At 72.3% G+C, this 20,693-nt stretch carries 15 protein-coding genes; 10 read left to right on the forward strand and 5 right to left on the reverse strand.

The window, feature by feature from the left end:
- Positions 1-152 precede the first annotated feature (152 nt).
- The 5 genes from BIU91_RS14725 to BIU91_RS14745 all read left to right on the forward strand — a co-directional run bounded on the left by BIU91_RS14725 (position 153) and on the right by BIU91_RS14745 (position 5,781).
- The gene (locus BIU91_RS14725) at positions 153-2,324 is read left to right on the forward strand and encodes a glycosyltransferase family 39 protein (RefSeq protein WP_253183776.1); all 2,172 of its coding nucleotides are present in this window, start codon (positions 153-155) and stop codon (positions 2,322-2,324) included.
- Between the two features lie 35 nt (positions 2,325-2,359).
- Positions 2,360-3,082, forward strand: a complete 723-nt coding sequence (locus BIU91_RS14730) for a response regulator transcription factor (protein ID WP_071406088.1) — start codon at positions 2,360-2,362, stop codon at positions 3,080-3,082.
- Positions 3,079-4,680 carry a HAMP domain-containing sensor histidine kinase gene (locus tag BIU91_RS14735; RefSeq protein ID WP_071406089.1) on the forward strand — a complete coding sequence of 534 codons (1,602 nt, stop codon included), beginning with the start codon at positions 3,079-3,081 and terminating at the stop codon, positions 4,678-4,680. The genes BIU91_RS14730 and BIU91_RS14735 overlap by 4 nt, the downstream gene beginning before the upstream one ends.
- Before the next feature lie 100 nt (positions 4,681-4,780).
- Positions 4,781-5,050 (forward strand): hypothetical protein, encoded by a 270-nt coding sequence (locus BIU91_RS14740; protein ID WP_071406090.1) that lies wholly within the window; start codon positions 4,781-4,783, stop codon positions 5,048-5,050.
- 224 nt (positions 5,051-5,274) lie between these two features.
- Complete coding sequence (locus BIU91_RS14745) at positions 5,275-5,781, forward strand: hypothetical protein (RefSeq protein WP_245165815.1); 507 nt, start codon at positions 5,275-5,277, stop codon at positions 5,779-5,781.
- Positions 5,782-5,820: 39 nt separating this feature from the next.
- On the opposite strand, the gene BIU91_RS14750 is transcribed toward BIU91_RS14745, so the two are convergent.
- Positions 5,821-6,669, reverse strand: coding sequence for a helix-turn-helix transcriptional regulator (locus BIU91_RS14750; protein WP_071406091.1), 849 nt, complete (start codon positions 6,667-6,669; stop codon positions 5,821-5,823).
- A gap of 122 nt (positions 6,670-6,791) precedes the next feature.
- Between BIU91_RS14750 and BIU91_RS14755 the strand changes: the two genes are divergently transcribed.
- From BIU91_RS14755 to BIU91_RS14765, 3 genes are all read left to right on the forward strand, one after another.
- Positions 6,792-8,075 (forward strand): bifunctional glycosyltransferase family 2/GtrA family protein, encoded by a 1,284-nt coding sequence (locus tag BIU91_RS14755; protein WP_366556899.1) that lies wholly within the window; start codon positions 6,792-6,794, stop codon positions 8,073-8,075.
- A 345-nt stretch (positions 8,076-8,420) separates the two neighbouring features.
- Positions 8,421-14,006, forward strand: a complete 5,586-nt coding sequence (locus tag BIU91_RS14760; protein WP_071406093.1) for a glutamate synthase-related protein — start codon at positions 8,421-8,423, stop codon at positions 14,004-14,006.
- Entirely contained in the window at positions 14,003-15,793 is a 1,791-nt protein-coding gene (locus tag BIU91_RS14765) for a sulfite reductase subunit alpha (RefSeq protein WP_071406094.1), read from the forward strand. The genes BIU91_RS14760 and BIU91_RS14765 overlap by 4 nt, the downstream gene beginning before the upstream one ends.
- A gap of 425 nt (positions 15,794-16,218) precedes the next feature.
- Here the strand turns inward: BIU91_RS14765 and BIU91_RS14770 are convergent, their stop codons facing one another.
- From BIU91_RS14770 to BIU91_RS14785, 4 genes are read right to left on the reverse strand one after another with little or no spacing between them, the layout of a single operon-like run.
- Positions 16,219-16,614 (reverse strand): ATP-dependent DNA ligase, encoded by a 396-nt coding sequence (locus BIU91_RS14770; protein WP_071247046.1) that lies wholly within the window; start codon positions 16,612-16,614, stop codon positions 16,219-16,221.
- Positions 16,615-16,622: 8 nt separating this feature from the next.
- Entirely contained in the window at positions 16,623-17,798 is a 1,176-nt protein-coding gene (locus tag BIU91_RS14775; RefSeq protein WP_084741325.1) for an alpha/beta fold hydrolase, read from the reverse strand.
- 4 nt (positions 17,799-17,802) lie between these two features.
- A complete protein-coding gene (locus BIU91_RS14780; protein WP_071406095.1) occupies positions 17,803-18,708 on the reverse strand; it encodes a hypothetical protein in 906 nt (301 codons plus the stop codon).
- Positions 18,708-19,175, reverse strand: coding sequence for a hypothetical protein (locus BIU91_RS14785; RefSeq protein WP_071406096.1), 468 nt, complete (start codon positions 19,173-19,175; stop codon positions 18,708-18,710). Before BIU91_RS14785 ends, BIU91_RS14780 begins: the two co-directional genes overlap by 1 nt.
- Before the next feature lie 79 nt (positions 19,176-19,254).
- Between BIU91_RS14785 and BIU91_RS14790 the strand changes: the two genes are divergently transcribed.
- On the forward strand, positions 19,255-19,638 hold the full coding sequence (locus BIU91_RS14790) for a metalloregulator ArsR/SmtB family transcription factor (protein WP_071406097.1): 384 nt from the start codon (positions 19,255-19,257) through the stop codon (positions 19,636-19,638).
- Positions 19,638-20,621 carry an SRPBCC family protein gene (locus tag BIU91_RS14795; RefSeq protein WP_071406106.1) on the forward strand — a complete coding sequence of 328 codons (984 nt, stop codon included), beginning with the start codon at positions 19,638-19,640 and terminating at the stop codon, positions 20,619-20,621. Before BIU91_RS14790 ends, BIU91_RS14795 begins: the two co-directional genes overlap by 1 nt.
- Positions 20,622-20,693: the final 72 nt, after the last annotated feature.

The following is a 20,693-nucleotide window of genomic DNA, read 5'->3' on the forward strand; positions in this document are numbered from 1 at the left end:
CCGCGCACCGAGCAGGCGACCCCGCACGGACCGAACAACACCGCACCGTGCGCCGCGCCGCCGCCCGCCGGCCAACCGCGCACCGTGCGTCCTTAGCCCGCGCATAGCCGGCGCAGTGCAGCAGTCGGGGAACGCCCCGGATGCTCATCGACATGACCACGTACCCGATACCCGTGACCGACCGACGCGACCCCGCGCGCAGTGCCGCGCGGGATCGGCGCCGCCCGCCCCTCGCCCGGCTGTTCCTCGGCGAGCGCGAGGACGCCCGGTGGCTCCGGCCGGCGTTCTGGGCGCTCCTGGCCGTGACCGCCGTGGTGTACCTGTGGGACCTCAGCGTCTCCGGGTACGCCAACAGCTTCTACGCCGCCGCCGTGCAGGCCGGCACGAAGTCGTGGGAGGCGTTCTTCTTCGGCTCCCTCGACTCGTCGAACTTCATCACGGTCGACAAACCGCCCGCCTCGCTGTGGGTGATGGTGCTGTCGGCCCGATTGTTCGGGTTCTCGAGCACCAGCCTGCTGCTCCCCCAGGCGCTGATGGCCGTCGGTTCCGTCGCCCTGGTCTGGGGCACGGTCCGCCGCACCCTGGCCCGACTCGGTGCCACCACCGCGAACGTCGGCGCGCTGCTCGCGGGCTTCGTCGTGGCAGCGACCCCGGCGGCGGCGCTGATGTTCCGCTTCGACAACCCGGACGCCCTGCTCGTCCTGCTGATGACCGCCGGGGCGTACTGCACGGTGCGGGCGCTGCCGAAGGGCAGCTGGAAGTGGATCGCGCTCGCCGGGGTCGCCCTCGGGTTCGCGTTCCTGACGAAGATGCTGCAGGGCCTGCTCGTCCTGCCCGCCTTCGGCCTCGTCTACCTGTTCGCCGCCCGCACCGGCTGGGGCCGGCGTGTGGTCGGTCTGCTCGTCGCCGCCGGTTCCCTCGTGGTGGCCGCAGGCTGGTGGGTCGTCGCCGTGTGGCTCTGGCCCGCCGAGTCCCGCCCCTACATCGGCGGTTCGACGAACAACACCGTGCTCGACCTGGTGTTCGGCTACAACGGCCTCGGCCGGATCTTCGGAGGCTCGGGCAACGGCGGCGGAGGCGGCGGCATGACCGGCGGCACCGCCGGAGGCTCGTTCGGCGGCTCGACGGGCCTGAACCGCCTGTTCTCGTCCGAGATGGGGCTCGAGATCTCGTGGCTCCTGCCCGCGGCGCTCATCGCCCTGGTCGTCGGGCTGGTCGTCGTCGGCCGTCGGCACCTGGCCGATCCCGCACGCGCCGGGCTGGTCCTGTGGGGTGGCTGGCTCCTGGTCACCGGACTCGTGTTCTCGTACATGTCCGGCACGATCCACCCGTACTACACGGTCGCCCTCGCCCCGGCCATCGCCGGACTCGTCGGTACCGGCGGCGCCCTGCTCTGGCACGCACGAGGCCGCTTCGTCGGCCGCCTCGGCCTCGCTGCGATGATCGGTGTCACCGCGTTCTGGGGCTGGTGCCTGCTCAACGAGAACCCGACCTGGCTGCCGTGGCTGCGCTGGGTGATGCTCGCCGGCGGGCTGCTGTCCGCGGCACTGATCGTCATCGGCAGCGTGCCGTCGCTGCGCCGACTCGTCACGATCGGCATCCTCGCCGGCACCCTGTTCGGCCTGTCCGGCACCACCGCCTACGCCCTCGCCACGACGACCGTCGCGCACTCCGGTTCGATCCCGAGCGTCGGTCCGGCGGGCAGCAGCTCCGGTGGGATGGGCGGCGGCACCGGTGGCTTCCCGGGAGGCACGGGCGGACCGGGTGGGTCGACCTCCGGCTCCGACGACGGCGGCTCCGACAGCACGTCCGACTCCCAGCAGGGTCCCGGCGGGACCCCGCCGGAGGGCGCCTCCGGCGAGGCGCCGGAGATGCCGGACGGCACGTCCGGCACGGCACCGGGCAGTGGGCAGGACGGCACGGACGACGCGACCTCCGAGGGTGGGTCGGGGACGAGCCTCCAGGCCGGGGGTGGTGGCGAGGGTGCGTCGACCTCGTCCGCCCTGCAGGAGCTGCTCGAGGCATCCGACGCGAAGTGGGCGGCCGCGGTCAACGGATCGCAGTCGGCCGCGCAGCTCGAACTCGACACCGACACCGCCGTGATGGCGATCGGCGGCTGGTCGAGCGACCCGGCACCGACGCTCGCGCAGTTCAAGGCGTACGTCGCCGACGGCGACATCGGGTACTACGTGTCGTCCGGCTCCGGCGGCGGCATGGGCGGCGGCTCGTCGACCGCGTCGGCGATCCAGGAGTGGGTCGCAGCGAACTACGAGTCGACGACCGTCGGCGGCCAGACCGTCTACGACCTGAGCAGTACGAAGTGACCGGCGACGAGGGCGCGGTGGATAGGCTCCGGGACATGCCCGGCACCCCGCTGCAGCGCACCGACGGCTCCCCCGTCCGCGCCCTCGTCGTCGACGACGAGCACGCCCTGGCCGAGGCCGTCGCCCTGGCGTTCGCGGGCGACGGCTGGGCCGTGCGATCCGTGCACCGCGGGCGCGACGTGCTGTTCGCGGCCCGGGAGTTCCAGCCCGACGTGATCGTGCTCGACGTGATGCTGCCGGACATCGACGGGTTCGAGGTGCTCGAACGGCTCCGCGACGCCCGCGACGGCGTCCGGGTGCTGTTCCTCACCGCACGCGACGCCCCCGAGGACCGGCTCGCCGGGCTGACCGGCGGTGGCGACGACTACCTGACCAAGCCCTTCGGCATCGAGGAGCTGCTCGTCCGTGCCCGGATCCTGGCGCGCACCTCGGCCCGGGTCGCCGCGGCCGGGGCGAGCGCCGAGGTCGTGGTCGGGGACCTCCGGCTCGACGAGGACGCCCGCGCCGTCAGCCGTGCCGGTGACCCGATCGAGCTCACCCCGACCGAGTACGAGCTGCTGCGACACCTGGCCCGCAACGCCAACCGGGTCCTGTCCCGCGAGCAGCTGCTGGCGAGCGTCTGGGGCATGGACTTCGGCACGTCGTCGAACCTGGTGGACATGTACGTGTCGTACCTGCGGAAGAAGCTCGACGCCGGACGTGAGCCGATGCTGCAGACCGTCCGTGGGGCGGGGTACGTGCTCCGGTCGGCGACGTGAGCCGGCCCGGGCGCACCGGGCGTGTGCCGTCGTTGCGCTGGCGGATCGTGGCGGCCGTGGCCCTGCTGCTCGTGGCGACCAACGTCGTCGTGGGGGCGGTGACCGTCGTCGCGTTCCGGGGGTACCTGGTCGACCGGCTCGACGCGGAGCTGTCGACGGCGGCGATGCGGACCGTCGGCGGACGGGACGGGGCGGAACCGCCGCCCGGGGCCTCCGGGCCGCCGCCGGGGTCGTCGTCCTCGTCGTCGTCCTCGTCCTCGTCCTCGGACTCGGATGATCTGCCGGATCCCGACAACGCCTTCATCGGTGCGCCGGGGCAGTCGGCGGGCACGGTCATCGCCATCGTCCGCGACGGCGACCTGGTGCTCGGTGGCTACACCGACGGGGACGGTGACCAGCGCCGTCTGACCGCGACGCAGCAGCGGACACTCGCCGCGGTGCAGACCGGCGGCGACCCCGTGACGGTTGAACTCGGCGCGCTCGGGGACTACCGGGCGCAGGCGGTCAGCGATGACGGCGACGTGTTCGTCACCGCGCTCCCTCTCGGTGACCTCGACGCCGCGATCGCCCGGTTGCTGCTCGTCATCGGGGTCGTCACGGTGCTCGGGCTCGCCGTCGCCGCGTGGGCCCTCACGGTGCTCGTCCGTCGATCGCTCCGTCCGCTCGAACGCGTCGCCGCGGTGGCGTCCGGCGTGACCGCACTCGACCTGGAACGCGGCGACCCGGACATCCCCGTCCGTGTCTCCGACTCCGACCTGCGCGCGAACCGCGAGGTCGCGCAGGTCGGCAACGCGCTGAACCGGCTGCTCGGTCACGTCGCCCGGGCGCTCACCGTCCGTCGCGACGCCGAGGCCGGCATGCGGACGTTCGTCGCCGACGCCTCCCACGAGCTGCGGACCCCGATCGCCACCGTCCGGGCGTACGCCGAGCTGTCCGAGCGGACCTCGGACCTGAACGCCGTGCACCGCAACGTCGAACGGATCGGACGTGAGGCCGTCCGGATGGGCGACCTCGTCGACGAGCTGCTGCTGCTCGCACGGCTCGACGCCTCGGCCCTGGCGTCGGGGGCGCCGGCGTCGCAGGTCGTCCGCGAGCCGGTCGACCTGACGTCGCTCGTCGTCGACGCCACGATGGACACCCGCGCGACGGCGCCGGACCACCGGTGGACGCTGCAGATCGTGGACGACCAGCCGGTGCTCGTGGCCGGTGACGAGGTGCAGCTCCGACGGGTGGTCACGAACCTGTTGACCAACGCCCGGACGCACACGCCGCCGGGGACTGCCGTCGTGGTGTCGTTGCAGTCGGTGCCAGGGTCGCGGTCGGCGTCTGCGTCTGCGTCTGCGTCTGCGTCTGACGGTGCCGTCGTCCGCTTCGTCGTGGCGAACGACGGGCCGCCGATCCCCGCCGAGTCCCTGCCGACGCTGTTCGACCGGTTCACCCGGGGCGAGGCCTCGCGCTCACGGGAGCACGGCACGAGCGGCCTCGGGCTCGCGATCGTGCGGGCCGTGGTCGTGGCGCACGGCGGCATCGTGCGGGTCGCGTCCGAGCCCGGCCGGACCGCGTTCACCGTGGACCTGCCTGCCTCGGGCGCTTCGTGAGCAGAAGACGTCGGGTGCCGCGACCGCCTTCAACATCTCCTACTCGCCGAGTGCCGTCCCGGTCGCATACTGGTCGGAGAACGCCGGACGAGGAGGCACCGTGACGAACGCGTACGACAAACTCCCGGGCCGCCCGGACCCCGCCGACCTGGTGGTCGAGGTCCCGGCGTTCGAGGACGACCGCCCCCAGCCCGAGCCCGCACCGCCCGCCGCGGCGCCGGAGCTCGTGGCCGCGACCGAGTTCGCGCGCTCCTCGCACGCACCGCCCACGATCCGCCGGACGCAGATGCGGGCGGGCGCCTGGATCGCGGGCGTCCCGATCGCGGCGCTCGTGGTCGTCGCGATCGTGCAGATCCTGCTGCCCCGCTGACCGAGAGCGCGGCTGAGTGGGCCGCTCGGACGCGTTCTCACGCGCTCAGCGACACCTCACGCACAGCCGACCGCGTGAGGTGTCGCTGAGCACGAAAACCGGGCGTCGTCCGGATCGTCAGACGATCGACCAACGTCGAGCCCCGTCGCGTGCATCCGCGTCGGAGCGCACGCAGGCTGGGTCCTGTCCGAGCAAGACGACCCGAACGGGTCACCACTGCAGAGATGGGAAACACGATCATGAACTCGTTCAAGCGCAAGTCCGTGAAGCTCCTCGCCGGCACCGCCCTCGGCGGCGCCGTCATCGCCGGGGCGTTCGTCGCAGCCCCCGCGCAGGCCGCCGAGCCGGCGCCGCCCAGCACCTCGTCGTCCGTCGGCGGCAGCGTCAACGTCAACCTCGACCCGGTCGCGATCGTCAACGCGATCAAGGACGCGGTCAACGACCAGAGCGACCGCGGCGGTGCCGTCCAGGCGGCGCTCGACGTCGGCTACTGGAACGCCGGCAACCCCGACCGCCTCACCGTCGCGGTGGTCAACAAGAACCAGGACATCACCGTCGAGGGCGACGTCGCGGACGCCCAGTCGATCGACATCAAGGGTGGCAACTACGTCATCTACTGGTTCAAGGGACCCGGCAAGGTCACCAACAACGGTGACGGCGGCTGGCTGAACTGGGGTGTGTTCGGCAACATCGAGCGCATCGACAACGTCATCCACGTCAACGGCGGCTGACTCCTCCGTTCGTCGGCGACGCCCCCTGGGACCTCGGTCTCAGGGGGCGTCGCCGTGTGCTGTCAGCCTCGGGGGAGCGTCGTCGCCCGCCTGCGCCGCTTCGATCGCCGACGGCCGGTTGCGTGCAGCCAGCCTGAAGTCCCTCCGAGACCGGATCCAGCCCCGGACGAAGGCGACCGACACCAGCGCCGTCCGGTTCGGCGCGTTCCAGGACTTCATCAGCCGGCCGAGGTGCCAGGCAACGGCCTGTCGGCTGTAGGCGGTCTCCTTGGCGATGGCGTCATTCGACAGCCCACGGGCGGCGAGCGCCAGCATCCGTTCCTCGGTCTCGTCCAGGCCGGGCGCCGATGCCACCAGGTCGATGTCGTCGGTGCCGAGTGCTGTCGTCGGGTCCGCCGACGCCCCTCCGCGGTGCTGCGCCCAGGCCTCCGCCCAGCACGAGCCGAGTTCGTGCGCCACGAGTGATGCCCGGCTCATCGCGAGCATCGTCCGGCCGGCGTGGTCGATCGTCGTCGCGTGCTCGCGGGTGGCCGTGTGCATGACGAGGGCGAAGACACGGATCGCGGGCAGGGCGCCGCGGAGCACGACCGAGACGTCGACCTGCGGGTCGTCGGCGCTGGCGGCTGCGACCTCGCGGAGCCGCACCAGGCACTCCGGGTCGAGCGGCTCCCCACGCTCGACCGCGCGCAGTGCCGCGGGGAGCACGAGCGGGACGATCTGCTCGTACCGACGCCGGAGCCAGTCGTGCCCGTCGGGTCGGATGCCGTGCAACGGTGGCGCGAGCAGCAGCTCCGTGAACTCCGGGCACCGCTCGTCGAGCGCCAGCCCCAGCCGCTCCCCGGGGAGCAGCACGGCCGTCCGTCGTGCGTCGTCGCGCTCGGTCGTCATCGTGCGTCGAACGTATCCGGACAACAGGTGTCGTGTCCGCTGCGTTCACGTGGTGTTCGTTCTTACCCGGGCCACAGCGCCCTGCCTCGGCCCCCGTAGCCCCGCTGCCGAGCATGAGCGCCATGACGGAGACGAACCAGCCCCTCGACATCGACATCGTCGTCCCCTGCTACAACGAGCAGGACACGCTCGCCGCCCACGTGCGACGGCTCCACACCTTCTGCCGGACGTCGTTGCACCACTCGTGGCGCATCACGATCGCGGACAACGCCTCGACCGACGACACCGCCCGGATCGCCGACGACCTCGCCGCGATGCTCCCCGGCGTGCACGCGGTGCACCTGCCCGAGAAGGGCCGGGGCCGCGCGCTCAAGGAGGTCTGGGCGGCATCGCCGGCGGCCGTGCTCGTCTACGTGGACGAGGACCTGTCCACCGACCTCGCCGCGCTCGAACCCCTCGTGGCACCCCTGCTGTCGGGGCACTCGGACCTGGCGATCGGCACCCGGCTCGCCGGTTCGTCGCGCGTGGTGCGCGGCAGCAAGCGGGAGTTCATCTCGCGCTCCTACAACCTGCTGCTCCGGACGACGATGGGGGTGTCGTTCTCGGACGCGCAGTGCGGGTTCAAGGCGGTCACGAAGGCCGCCGCCGACCACCTGCTGCCGTTGTGCGAGGACGATGCGTGGTTCTTCGACACCGAACTGCTCGTGCTGGCCGAGCACGCGGGACTCCGCATCCACGAGGTCCCCGTCGACTGGGTCGACGACGTCAACTCCTCGGTGCACATCGCGTCGACCGCGACCGAGGACCTGAAGGGCATGTGGCGGGTGTCGAGGAACATCGCCACCGGGCGGGTGCCGATCAGCACGGTCTACGCGGCGATCGGTCGGCAGCCGTTCACCCCACCGAGCGTGGGGTTCCTGGGGCAGGTCCTGCGGTTCGGAGCGATCGGGGTGCTCTCGACCCTGGCGTTCGCCGCCCTGTACGCCCTGTTCCGGCTGGCGATCGGCGCCCAGACCGCAGACTTCCTCGCGCTGTTGGTCACGGCGATCGGCAACACCGCACTGAACCGGCGGTTCACGTTCGGGGTGCGGGGCCGTGCGGGAGCGGGTCGTCACCACGTGCAGGGACTGGTCGTGTTCGGCATCGCCTGGGCCATCACGTCGGGGTCGCTCGTGGTGCTGCACGCGTCGGTGCCGGGAGCCTCGCACGGTGCGGAGATCGCGGTGCTCACGGCGGCCAACCTGGTTGCGACCGGCGTGCGGTTCGTGCTGTTCAAGGCGTGGGTGTTCCGTGGTCGCCGACGCCCGGAGCTCATCCGACCCGGCACCACCCCGGCGGCCGACGCCAGCACGGCGGTCACGGAGCCGATCGCGGTGAGCGACCGAACCGGCGAGCGAGCAGCCTGACACCGTGCCGGGCCACCCACCCGGTGCAGGGTTGCACGGCGCCCGCGGCACGCCGCATCGTGCGGCGTCGGCCATCCCGTGCGAGGTTGCACGCTCCGTGCAGCGCTACGAACTCGCACCGAGCGTGCAACCTCGCACCAGCCGAACAGACCCGCACCAGCCGGAGAACCCCGCGCCGCGCCCCACGCCACCCGTGTTGCACGGTCGGTATACCAAGCCGTAGCATCGCCCTACCGCACCACCACCCCACAGGGCCCGACTGCCACCATCGGTCTGCCCGCGGCGAGCGCTCCATCGATGCAGCCCGCGCCGTCCGCTGCCGGCAACGCCCCACTGGACCCGCACGTGAACCCCACCTCTTTCGGTCTCTACGACCCTGCCCGCGAATCGAGCGATTGCGGCGTCGGTTTCATCACCCGTCTCGACGGGACGCCGAGCCACGACGTCATCCGCAAGGGCGACGAAGCGCTGTGCTCCATCCCGCACCGCGGCGGCAAGTCCGCCGAGGGTGTCGGTGACGGCGCGGGCGTCAGCATCGACCTGTCGGTGGAGTTCTTCAGCGCCATCACGGGCGAGCAGCTGCGCGCCGGGCACTTCGGCGTCGCGAACTGCTTCGTGCCGAGCAGCGACGGAGCGGCCGGCACCGACGAGCGCGCCCGTGCCGAGCAGACCGTCACGGACGCCATCACGGCCGAGGGCTTCGAGCTGCTGCTGGTCCGTGACGTCCCGGTGGACCACTCGGTCGCGCGCCCCGAGGCCGAGCAGTACCAGCTGCCGATCGTGCAGTGGGTCTTCCGTGCTCCGTCGGACTGGGACCGCACCGAGGTCGACGCCGCCGCGAACCGCGCCCTGCTCGCCATCGAGGCGGTCTCCTACGCCCAGGCAGCCGCCGAGCGCGCCGAGCACGCCGCCCTGTACCCGCTGTCGCTCAGCGCCCGGACCCAGATCCTGAAGGGCCGGCTGAACTCCGGCGAGGTGATCGGGTACTTCACCGACCTGCGCGACCCCCGGCACTCGGTCCGGACGCTGTACTTCCACACCCGGTTCTCCACGAACACCGAGCCGCACCCGACGATGGCGCAGCCGTTCCGCCTGATGGCGCACAACGGCGAGCTGAACACCGACCGCAAGAACCGGCTGTCGGACGAGGCGCTCGCGCGGGCCCGCACCCGGAGCATCGTGCGTCCGCCCGGCCAGTCGGACTCGAGCCGACTCGACCAGACCCTGCAGAGCCGCGTGTTCGACGACGGGCTCGAGATCGTCGAGGCCGTGGTCTCGCTCATGCCGCCGGCGTGGGAGAACGACCGCACCCTGACTCCGGACGTCCGGGACATGCTCGAGTACTTCTCGCTGTACGAGGAGAAGAACGACGGTCCCGCCGCCGTGATCTTCAGCGACGGCGACGTCGTCGGCGCCCGCCTGGACCGCCTGGGCCTGCGCCCGCTGCGCACCGTCGAGACGGCCGAGTACCTGATGGTGTCGTCCGAGGCCGGCCAGGTCGAGTTCGACGCCGACGAGGTCGTGCACCGCGGCCGCATCGAGGCCGGCGGCATGCTCGTCGTCGACCACCGCACCGGCACCCGCATGCGCACGGGCGAGGTGCTGCACATGCTCGCGGCCCGCCGTGACTACGGCACCCTGCTCGACGCCGCCCGCGTGAACCTGGACGACGTGCCCGCTCCGGACTACGAGCGCACGACGTCCACCCTGGGCTACGACGGCGACCTGTCGCTCGCGGGTCGGTACGTGGCGTACTCGCTGAACCAGGAGAGCTTCCGGTTCATGCTCGACCCGATGCTGCAGAACGGGTCGGAGCGCATCTCGGCGATGGGCTACGGCAACGCCATCAACGCCCTGAGCGACACCGAGGGCGGCATGGCGAAGTACTTCTCGCAGCGCTTCGCCCAGGTGACGAACCCGCCGCTCGACTCGATCCGCGAGGCCGACGGGATGTCGATGCGCGTCGCCCTCGGCCCGAAGCTGGACAGCACCGCGCCGGACGGCACGGGCACCACGGGGCGTCAGCTCGTCGTGCAGTCGCCGATCCTCGGGCACCTCGACATGGTGCGCCTGCGCGAGCAGGACATCGTGCCGCTCGAGCGCTTCGACATGCTCTACGTGCCGGTGCCCGCCGACGAGCAGGCCAACGCCGACGCGATGCGCGGCGCGCTGGACGCCCTGTGCGACGCGATCGAGGCGTTCGCGGCGCGCGGTGGCGGGATCGCGGTCGTGACCGACCGCGAGGTGTCGTCGACCCATGCGCCCCTCCCCGTGATCCTGGCGGTGGCCGCCGTCAACCAGCGGCTCATCGAGACCGGTCTGCGCCTGCGGGTGTCCGTCGTCGCGGAGAGCGGTCAGCTGCCATCGTCACACCACGTCGCGACCGCGCTGGGCTTCGGCGCCGCCGCTGTGTACAGCTTGAGCGCTCGGCTGCGTGCGGAGGAGAAGTACCCCGCCGCACCCGCACCCGCCGGCGAGCTGACCGCGACCGACCTGGCACTCAAGCAGTTCCGCAAGGCCGCCGAGAAGGCCCTGGCGAAGACCATGGGCCGCGTCGGCCTGTGCACCGCCGAGAGCTACATCGGCGGCGAGTTCTTCGAGCCGAACTACCTCGACACCGGCGACGACGTGCTCGCGCGGATCTTCCCGCACATGCAGGCCCCGGTCGGCGGCGTCGGCTTCGCGCGCATCGCCCAGGCGGCGACGGACTGGCACGAGCGTGCCCGCTCGGTGGCGTCCGAGGGCCAGGTCCCGCTGCTCGGCCTGTTCAAGGAACGCTCCGACGGCGCCGGCCACTCGTTCGGCGTCGCGAGCGTCCGCGGGTTCGGCGGCATGACCGAGGAGCGCCCGGCCTTCGAACGCTCCGGCGACTCGGACGCGCTGCGCCTGCTCACGCTCGGCCAGCTCGACGACTCGTTCGGCATCACCGACGCCGCGTACCGGAACACCGGGTACGACCGGCTGAGCGACGCTGAGATCGACTCGCACCGCATCACGCCGGGCTACGTCACCTTCCTGCAGACGACCCACGACGAGCGGTCCCGCCGCCCCGCCGCGCTCCGCGACGTGCTCGCGCTGCCCGCGGACGTCACCGGGATCGACACCGCAGAGGACTTCGCGCGCGAGCTCGGCCGCTTCTCGACGAACGGCAACGCCAGCGTCACCGTGCGCGGGCTCTCCGGCTCGCGTCCGTCGGACGACCAGGACCTGCCTGGAGGGACTGAGCGGTTCCGCCTGGAGCTCACGTCGACGGGGACCACGGGTGCACTGCGCCACGCGGCCCTGGCGGACGGCCTCGCGCTGCTCCACCCGGGGCAGATCGACGTCGACGCCGTCGACGACAGCGGGGTGACGCTCCGCGCCACCGGTGCGGCCGTCGCCCTGCTCGCACTGCTGCAGAGCGCCCCGGCGAGCGTCGAGCTCGACGAGGTGCAGCCGGCCCACGAGATCACCCGGACCCTGGCGTCCGGCGCGATGAGCCACGGCGCGCTCGTCGCCACCGCCCACGAGGCCGTCGCACACGGCACGAACATGGTCGGCGGCATGTCGAACAGCGGTGAGGGCGGCGAGCACCACTCCCGCTACGGCACCATCCGAGGCTCCCGCATCAAGCAGTTCGCCTCGGGCCGGTTCGGCATCTGGGCCGGCTACCTCGCCGACCCCATGCTCGAGGAGCTCGAGATCAAGATCGGCCAGGGCGCGAAGCCCGGCGAGGGTGGTCAGCTGCCCGCACCCAAGGTCACGGTGGACATCGCCGCGGCCCGCGGTGGTACGCCCGGCGTCGAGCTGATCTCGCCGCCGCCGCACCACGACACGTACTCGATCGAGGACCTCGCGCAGCTCATCCACGACTGCAAGGCCGCCCGCGTCCGGGTGATCGTGAAGCTCGTCTCGTCCGAGGGCATCGGCACCATCGCGGTCGGCGTCGCGAAGGCCGGCGCGGACGTGATCAACGTCGCGGGCAACACCGGCGGCACGGGCGCCGCGGCCGTCACCAGCCTGAAGTACGCCGGCCGTTCCGCGGAGATCGGCGTCGCCGAGGTGCACCAGGCCCTGGTCGCGAACGGCCTGCGCCAGAAGGTCACGCTCCGCTGCTCGGGTGCGCACCAGACCGGCAGCGACGTCGTCACGAGCGCCCTGCTCGGCGGCGACAGCTTCGAGTTCGGCACGACCGCGCTCATGATGCTCGGCTGCGTGATGGCGAAGAACTGCAACGTGAAGTGCCCGGCGGGCCTGACCACGAACGCCGAGGCGTTCGAGGGCGACCCCCGCGCGCTCGCGCAGTACCTGCTCAACATCGCCCACGACGTGCGGCAGATCCTGGCCCGGCTCGGCCTGCGCTCCCTGCGCGAGGCCCGCGGCCGGACCGACCTGCTGCAGCTCCTGGACCACCCGGCGAGCGTGGGCCGGCTCGACGCCCGTGCCCTGCTCGCCCAGGTGCCCGAGAAGGTCGTGGCGGACCCGGAGTACCTGGAGAAGGACTTCCACACCGACGACGCCCTGCTCGAGCGCGTCCGTACCGCCCTCGTCGACCACGCGCAGGAGCACGTGCTCGTGCACGGCGTGCTGCTCGGCAACGCCGACAAGTCGGTCGGTGGCCAGCTCGGCATCGACCTCGAGCGCCTGCTCAACCACGAGCTCCGCGCCGAGGACGTGCAGGGGCTGCCCGCCGTGACGACGGACGACCGCGGACGCCGCCGACTGGTGGACGGCGCGGTCACGATCCGCACGCAGGGCTCGGCCGGGCAGTCCTACGGGGTCTTCAACAACGACGGCGTCGTGCTCGAGCACACCGGCACCGCGAACGACGGCGTCGGCAAGAGCCAGAGCGGCGGACGGATCATCGTCCGCGCCCCCGGTGGCGGCAGCGCCGAACAGGGCGGCAACGTGCTGGTCGGCAACTTCGCGCTGTTCGGGGCCACCGGCGGCCGCACCTTCGTCGAGGGCGAGGCCGGCGACCGGTTCGCCGTCCGCAACTCCGGCGCGACCGCCGTGGTCGAGGGCCTCGGCGACTTCGGCTGCGAGTACATGACCGGCGGCGCCGTGTTCAACCTCGGCGCGTTCGGCAAGGGCCTCGGCAACGGCATGTCCGGCGGGTTCCTGTACCAGTACGACCCCTCCGGCCAGGTCGCCGAGCGTGCCAGCACAGACTCGCTCCTGGTGTTCCCGGTCACCGACACCGACCGCGGTGCGTTCCACGAGGCCGCCGCCCGCCTGCTGCTCGAGTGGCACCTCGAGGCGACCGGTTCGGCCCTGGCCGAGCGGCTGCTCGCCGAGTGGGACACCGCCCGCGCACACGTGTACGTCGGCATGCCCCGTGCCCTGCTGCTCACGCAGGACGCCGGCGAGATCCTCGCGGCGGCGACCCGGCCCGAGCTCCTCGACGAGCTCGCGACCTCGATCGCCACCGACAAGCTCCGCGCGTTCAAGCTCGACTACCGCGACCAGCGCACGGTGCTCGACGGGCGTGCCCCGGCGCTCGGCGACCAGGGCGAGGACATGTCCTCGCTGCTGTCGTCGTACACGGTGCTCGGGGTCGCCCAGGACGTCGCCCTCGAGCGCGTCCCGGGTGCGTTCGGCACCGCCGACCCGCGGGTGGCCGAGGCCGTCAAGAACCTCGTGCTCACCGAGGACTTCTCCGTCAAGCAGCGCGTCGTGAAGTACCTGCGCGGCACGCTCGACCGGTTCGCCGACGACCAGCTCGCGACCCTCATCGCGATCAAGCGGCTCGACGACTACAAGCGCGCGCTCACGCAGCGGAACAACCGCAGCATGGACGCGCCGGGCACCACGGGGTGGATCATGCACCAGAACGCCAAGAACGACGGCCGCGTCCGCGAGGCCCGCTTCGACGAGCTGCTCGCCACCGCGGCGCTCGAGGACATCGCCCGCCGTGCACCGCAGGCGCCGACCGAGGCGGTGACCGCGTGAGCCTGCTCCCCCCGACCGGGTCGCTGATCCCCGTCGACGCACCTTTCTCGGCAGCCCAGGAGTCCTGGCTCGCCGGGTTCATCGCGGGCATCGCCGCCGCCGGCAAGAAGGTCGCGGCCAGCGCGCCCACGACGACGATCGACGTGCTCTTCGGCACCCAGACCGGCAACGCCGAGTTCCTGGCCGACGAGCTCGTCGCCGGCGCGAAGGCCCGCGGACTCGGCGGTCGTGCCAGTGCGCTCGACGCCGTCACCCCCGAGCAGCTCGCCGAGATGTCGCACGTGCTCGTCGTCACCTCGACCTACGGCGAGGGCGAGATGCCCGACAACGCCGGGCTGTTCTGGGACGCGATCCAGGCGAGCACCGTGCCGAGGCTCGAGGGGCTGCAGTACGCCGTCCTGGGCCTCGGCGACACGAGCTACGACGAGTTCTGCCAGGCCGGCAAGCTCCTCGACACCCGGTTCGAGCAGCTCGGTGCGACCCGGATCCACGACCGTGTCGACTGCGACGTCGACTTCGAAGACCCGGCTGCACTGTGGACCGCGGCGGTCCTCGACCGCCTCGCCGCCGAGGCCGGCGCGACGGCCGCACCCGGCGCGACCACGGGCGGTGGTGCCGGCGACGGTGCTGCCGCGACCAGCGGGGCGGGCACGACCCGTGCCTCCCGGCCGGGGTCGCAGTGGAACAAGCGCAACCCATACCCGTCACGCCTGGTCGAGAACCGGCTGCTCTCCTCGCCGCGCAGCGCGAAGGAGATCCGGCACTACGAGTTCGACCTCGGTGACTCGGGCATCGAGTACGCGGCCGGCGACGCCCTGGCGGTCGTGCCCGTGAACGACGAGGTCTTCGTGGCGGACCTGCTCGAGCAGGTCGGCGCGAACGGCGGCGAGGCGTTCGACGGCCGGCCCATCACCGAGGTCCTGCGGACCGACCGTGAGATCCGGACGCCCTCGAAGGACCTCATCGCCGACCTGGTGCAGCGCGCGCCGTCGAGCGAACTCGCGGCCGTCGTGGCGCACGGCGACAAGCACGAGCTCGACCGCTGGCTCTGGGGACGCGACGTCCTCGACCTGCTCCGCGACGCCGGCACGGCCGCCCCGGGACTCGACGAGCTGCTGCCGAACCTGCGGCCGCTGCAGGCGCGGCAGTACTCGATCTCGTCGAGCCCGCTGGCGCACCCGGACCGCATCCACCTGACCATCGCGTCGGTGCGCTACGGCGACCCGCACCGGATGTACGCCGGCGTCGCGTCGACGTTCCTGGCCGACCGGGTCGACCCGGACGGCACCGTCGACGTCTACCTGCAGCCGAACGCGTCGTTCGGGGTACCGGCGGACGAGTCGGCCCCGATGATCATGATCGGACCGGGCACCGGAGTCGCGCCGTTCCGCGGGTTCCTGCACGAGCGCGCGGTGTCCGGGGCGACGGGGCGCAACTGGCTGTTCTTCGGTGACCAGCACCGGGACACCGACTTCGTGTACCAGGACGAGCTCACCGAGCTGCAGGAACAGGGCGTGCTCGACCGCCTCGACCTGGCGTTCTCGCGCGACCAGGCCGAGAAGGTCTACGTGCAGACGCGGATGCTCGAGCGGTCGGCGGAGCTGTTCGCCTGGCTCGAGGACGGCGGCCACGTGTACGTCTGCGGCGACGCCTCACGCATGGCGAAGGACGTCGAGGCTGCGCTGCTCCAGGTCATCCGGACCGGACGCGCGCGCGGCGAGGACGACGCGCAGGCGTACCTGGCCGACATGCGTCGCGCGAAGCGGTACGTGCGCGACGTCTACTGAGCCGCACACGGACGTGACGGCGGATCCGGATCCAGACGTGATGAGTCCGCCCCGGCCACGGAACCCGAATCCGATGGCCGGGGCGGTCCCGGAGGAGCGCCGGTCGATGGGGGCGGACCGGCGGGCCCTGCAGCGTGACGCACGCATCACCGACGCGTGGCGTCGGTGACCCGAGCAGGGAGTCCCCTGATCCGGGACTCGCGTCCCTCGCTCGTCTCGGTCACCGGTGGTTGGTCGGCACCGGACTCGCTGTGCGTCACGGGCTGTTCGGGTTCCCCTCCTGCCGCGGACACTGCCAGCACCGGCGCCCGAGCGGGCCGGCGCGGGGGGACGACAGCGAACCGCGGTACGGAAACCGTACGAGGTGTGGAGTTCGGGCGGAACCCGTTGACCCGGATCAGCCCGCTGTGCTATTGCTCCCGTGATCAGCGCGCGGTGCTCCCGCTCGGTGTCCCCGAGGCGTCGTCCGCGTCGCCGGGTGCCACCGCCCGCGACCACGCCGAGTCGGCCGCCGTGCTGGTGTCCGCCGGCTCCGGCGTCAGCACGAGCCCCGACCCGGAGGTGGCCGAGGCGTAGAGGTCCTCGAGCCAGCTGCGGTTGATCGACGGCACCCGGCTGCCGGTGAACTTGAAGTGCAGGCTCACGTTGGGGTGCAGCCAGATCGTGCTGCGACCGTTGCCGTGGACGACGTCGTCCTTCCACGAGAACGCGAAGCGGTGGTCACGCCGGAGCATGTTGACGATGACGATCTGCAGGTGCGTGAGCGCGCGGTCGTCGATCCGCAGGTCGAGCGGTCGGCCGTCGTAGATGAGCTGCCCCATGGCTCCTTCTACTCCTGCGCTCCGGTGTGCGCGAGACCGGACGCCCAGTCCGTGATGGTGCGGTCGAACCAGACCGCGTCGACGTTGCGCTCCCAGGCGTGCTCGGCCGGCTCGCTGACCGCCAGTGTCACGGTGCCGGGGTGGGCATCAGCGAACTCCTGACTGGCCGAGAACGGCACAGTGGTGTCGCCGGTGGAGTGGATGAGCAGAGTCGGTGGCAGCGGCCGGGGTGCGCGCAACCAGGACAGCGCGCGCACGTCGACCGGCGACCGCAGCCCCACCGTCCGGCAGAGGACCGGCGTCGCCATCGCCCCGAGGGCAGCACGCACCACGAAACCCGGCAGTCCCGCGCGGCGGGCCTGGGACCGGACGGTGACGGCCCAGTCCAGTGCCGGGGCGACGAGCACGATCCCGGCCAGGCGGTCGCGGTGCGCCGAGCGGGCGAGGAGCTCGTGCGTGATCGTCGCGCCCATCGACCACCCCACGATGACGAGCCGTTCGGCGCCGTTCGCGACGGCGTGGTCGAGCGCCACTTCGACGTCCGCCCACTCGCGGGCTCCGAGGTGTGAGGCCCGGCCCTCCCACGGCGCCTCGCCGTCGCCGCGGAACGACGGGACGATCGAGGTCCAGCCGAGTTCGAGCGCCGCGGGGACGGTCCGGAGCGCGGTGACCCGGGTCGTCCGGATCCCGTGGACGTGGACAGCCCAGGTGCGGGCGGCCACGGGGTCGGGGCGCCCAGCGCCGCCGGGCCCCGGCCGCACCACCCACGCGGGCGCCGGCCCCACCGGCGTCGGCAGCGACACCTCGGACCAGTCGACGTCCATCGCCGCCGGGTCCGGGTGCACGTGCCCGCTCCACCGCACCCGCGACGACACCGCGCCGGTCGTCCGCACCACGGCCCGGCGCACGAACCCGGCGGCTTCGTCGACCTCGAGCACCGGCCCGACGGTGGTGTGCCCCGGGCCGTCGTGCCACAGCCCGTACTCCCCCGGCCGCACGGTGTCGTCGGTGATCGGCAGCCGGACGGAGTCCGCGTCGGACTCGAGCACGGGCGTCCACCGGTCGCCACCAGGCAGCACGATCCTGCCGACGACCTTCCGCAGGACGACCAGGACCACCAGGCCGACCAGGCACACCGCCGCCAGCACCACGAGCGCTCCGGGCACCCACCACACGATCGTCACGCCGTCATCCTCCGAGGCTCCGGGTCAGGGTCCGTTCCGCCGACCGCACCTGCGCGAGTTCGGCGTCGTCGAGGGTCCGGCCCTGCACCTCGGCGTCGCGGATCGCGATCACCAGGTCGTAGGTCCGGGCCTGCGGGTCCCCCGGCCGCTCGACCGCCCGCACCGCGTGCCGACGGGCGATGCGGCGCAGACGTCGGTGGTGCCCGCGGTGGCGCAGGTCACGGCCCCACCGCCGGAACGTCAGCGAGGCCATCGCCACGACGATGAGCACGATGCCGAGGTAGAACGGCGGGTCGAAGGCCAAGCGCAGGCCGTCCCGCACCCCGGCCGGGAAGAGCCCGAAGTGGTCGGCGGTGAGCGAGGCGACCTCGTCGACGCTCGCCACGACGACCAGGGCGAGCCCGACGCGGAACACCACGAGTGCCACCGGGTTCTGCAGCACGCCACGGCGCAGGGTCGTCGCGGCGATCATCCCCACGCCCACCATGTACACCGTCCCGTAGAGCCACATCGGGGTCTGCTCGATCTCGCGCACGATGAAGTGGAAGTCGGTCCCGCCGCGCTCCTCGACCAGCAGGAACGGCACCGTGAAGGCCACGACCACGACGAGCAGCGCCACCGGCCTGGCGAGCACCGGGCGCTCCGGCAGGTCGTCGGTGCTCGCGCGCAGCATCAGCCAGAACGCGACGGTCGCGCAGACGTTCTGCACCAGGTTGATGAGGTTCGAACCACCCAGGGCACCGTCGAGCACCGGCTGCGGCACGACGCTGCCGAGGGTCAGGAGCCCCAGCGCCCCGACGCCGGTGGCGCCCCAGGCCGCCCGCCCACGGGGGTTCCGCAGCACGTACGGCGTGCGGGCGAGGAAGATCAGCGCCGCGAACCAGAAGGCCGCGGCGTGCAGGACGGCCATCAGCCGTAGGCCCGCTCGTCCGCGCCCGTGGCCCCGGCGAGCAGGACCGTCGCGAGCTCGTAGGCGAACCGTTCGGCGAAGTGCTCGTCGTCGTCGGAGATGCTCACGAGCCCGGAGTCGGCGTCGAGCGCGCGACGGCAGACGTGGCCCCCGGCGGCGAACTCGGCGACGGACGACGCGGTCGGTGTGCCGACGTCGCCGTGCACCAGGTGCCCGAGCTCGTGCAGCACGCAGTGCATGCGGTAGAGCGGCGGTGCGTCGGCCGGCACGAGCACCAGGTTCTCGTGCTCGAACTGCGACACGAGCGCGGTGAGCGGACCCCAGCTCGGCCCGTCGACGTCGACGACGCGTGTGGGCTTGCCGACCATCCGACCGACGCCGGTCACCACGTCGGACAGCTGCGGCGCACGGGGCAGGGTGGCGACGAGGGCACGGACGGCACCGGACGCACCCAGCTGCTCCGCCATCGCCCCTCCGATCTCCGCGGCAAGACTACCGGCAGGTCCCCCTTGTGGACGAGACCGGCCGGACGTAACCTACAACCAAATGGTTGTACGAATTGAACTGTCCGACGCCGAGGTCGACCGGGTGTTCCACGCACTGGCCGACGCGACCCGTCGTGACATCGTCCGGCGCACGCTCGTCGGGTCGTCGTCCGTGAGCGAGCTCGCGGACGCCTACTCGATGTCGTTCGCCGCCGTCCAGAAGCACGTCGCCGTCCTCGAAGGAGCCGGACTCGTGAGCAAGGAGGCCCGCGGCCGCACCCGCATCGTGCGCGCCGAGCCGGAGCAGCTCGACCGGGTCCGTGCCCTCCTCGACGCCTACGGCCGCCTCTGGCACACCCGGATGGACCGCCTCGGCGACGTGCTCGACGGCGACGCGTCCGGACACCCAGCACCAGACGACACCCGACGACACCAGGAGCGATGATGCCCACCACGTCCGTCCACACCGATCCCGACACCCTCTCGATGACCCTCGTCGCCGAGTTCCCCGTCCCCGTCGAACGCCTCTGGGCCGCCTTCGCCGACCCGCGCCAGCTCGAGCGGTTCTGGGGACCGCCCGGCTTCCCCGCGACCTTCACGACGTTCGACCTGCGCCCCGGCGGCCGGGCCGACTACCGGATGACGTCTCCGCAGGGCGAGCGGTTCCACGCCGTGTGGCAGGTCACCGAGGTCGACGAGCACCGTCGCATCGTCTTCCGGGACCTGTTCACCGGCCCGGAGGGCACGGTCGACGAGTCGCTCCCCACCAGCGAGACCGTGTTGTCGTTCGGGCCGGCGGACGACGGCTCGCGGGTCACCGTGGTGTCCTCGTTCGCCTCGACCGCCGACCTCGACGCGATGCTCGAGATGGGCATGCTCGAGGGCTACCAGCAGGCGTTCGGCCAGCTCGACCGGGTGCTCGCCGACCTGCGCGAGTGGGCCCTCGGTGCGGGCACCGAGACCGAGGTCCTCGACGACACCCACGTCCGGATCACCCGGGCGTTCGCAGCACCGCGGCACCTGCTCTGGCGGGCGCACACCGAGCCCGACCTGGTGCGCCGGTGGCTGCTCGGCCCCGACGGGTGGGAGATGACGGTGTACGAGAACGACCTGACCCCGGGCGGCGCCTTCCGGCAGGCCTGGGCGCCGACGGGTGACACCGAGGGCGAACCCTTCGGGTTCGAGGGCGAGAACCTCGTCGTCGAACCGGAACGCCGGATGGTGTCGACCGAGCGCATGACCGGGGCACCCTTCCCGCCGAACACGAACGACCTGCAGTTCGACGAGGCCGACGGCGTCACGCTCATGATGCTGCTCGTCACCTACCCGGACCGGGAGCAGCGGGACGCGATCCTCGCGACCGGCATGACGGAGGGCATGGAGGCCAGCTACCAGCGGCTGGAGCGCGAGGTCCTGTCCGCAGCGTGACCGGCAGAGGGACGGGAGGCCCGTGGCGGCGCCGCCACGGGCCTCCCGTCCGTCCGGTGTCCGGTCCAGGAC

Source organism: Curtobacterium sp. MMLR14_002 (assembly GCF_001864975.1).
Lineage (GTDB): Bacteria > Actinomycetota > Actinomycetes > Actinomycetales > Microbacteriaceae > Curtobacterium > Curtobacterium flaccumfaciens.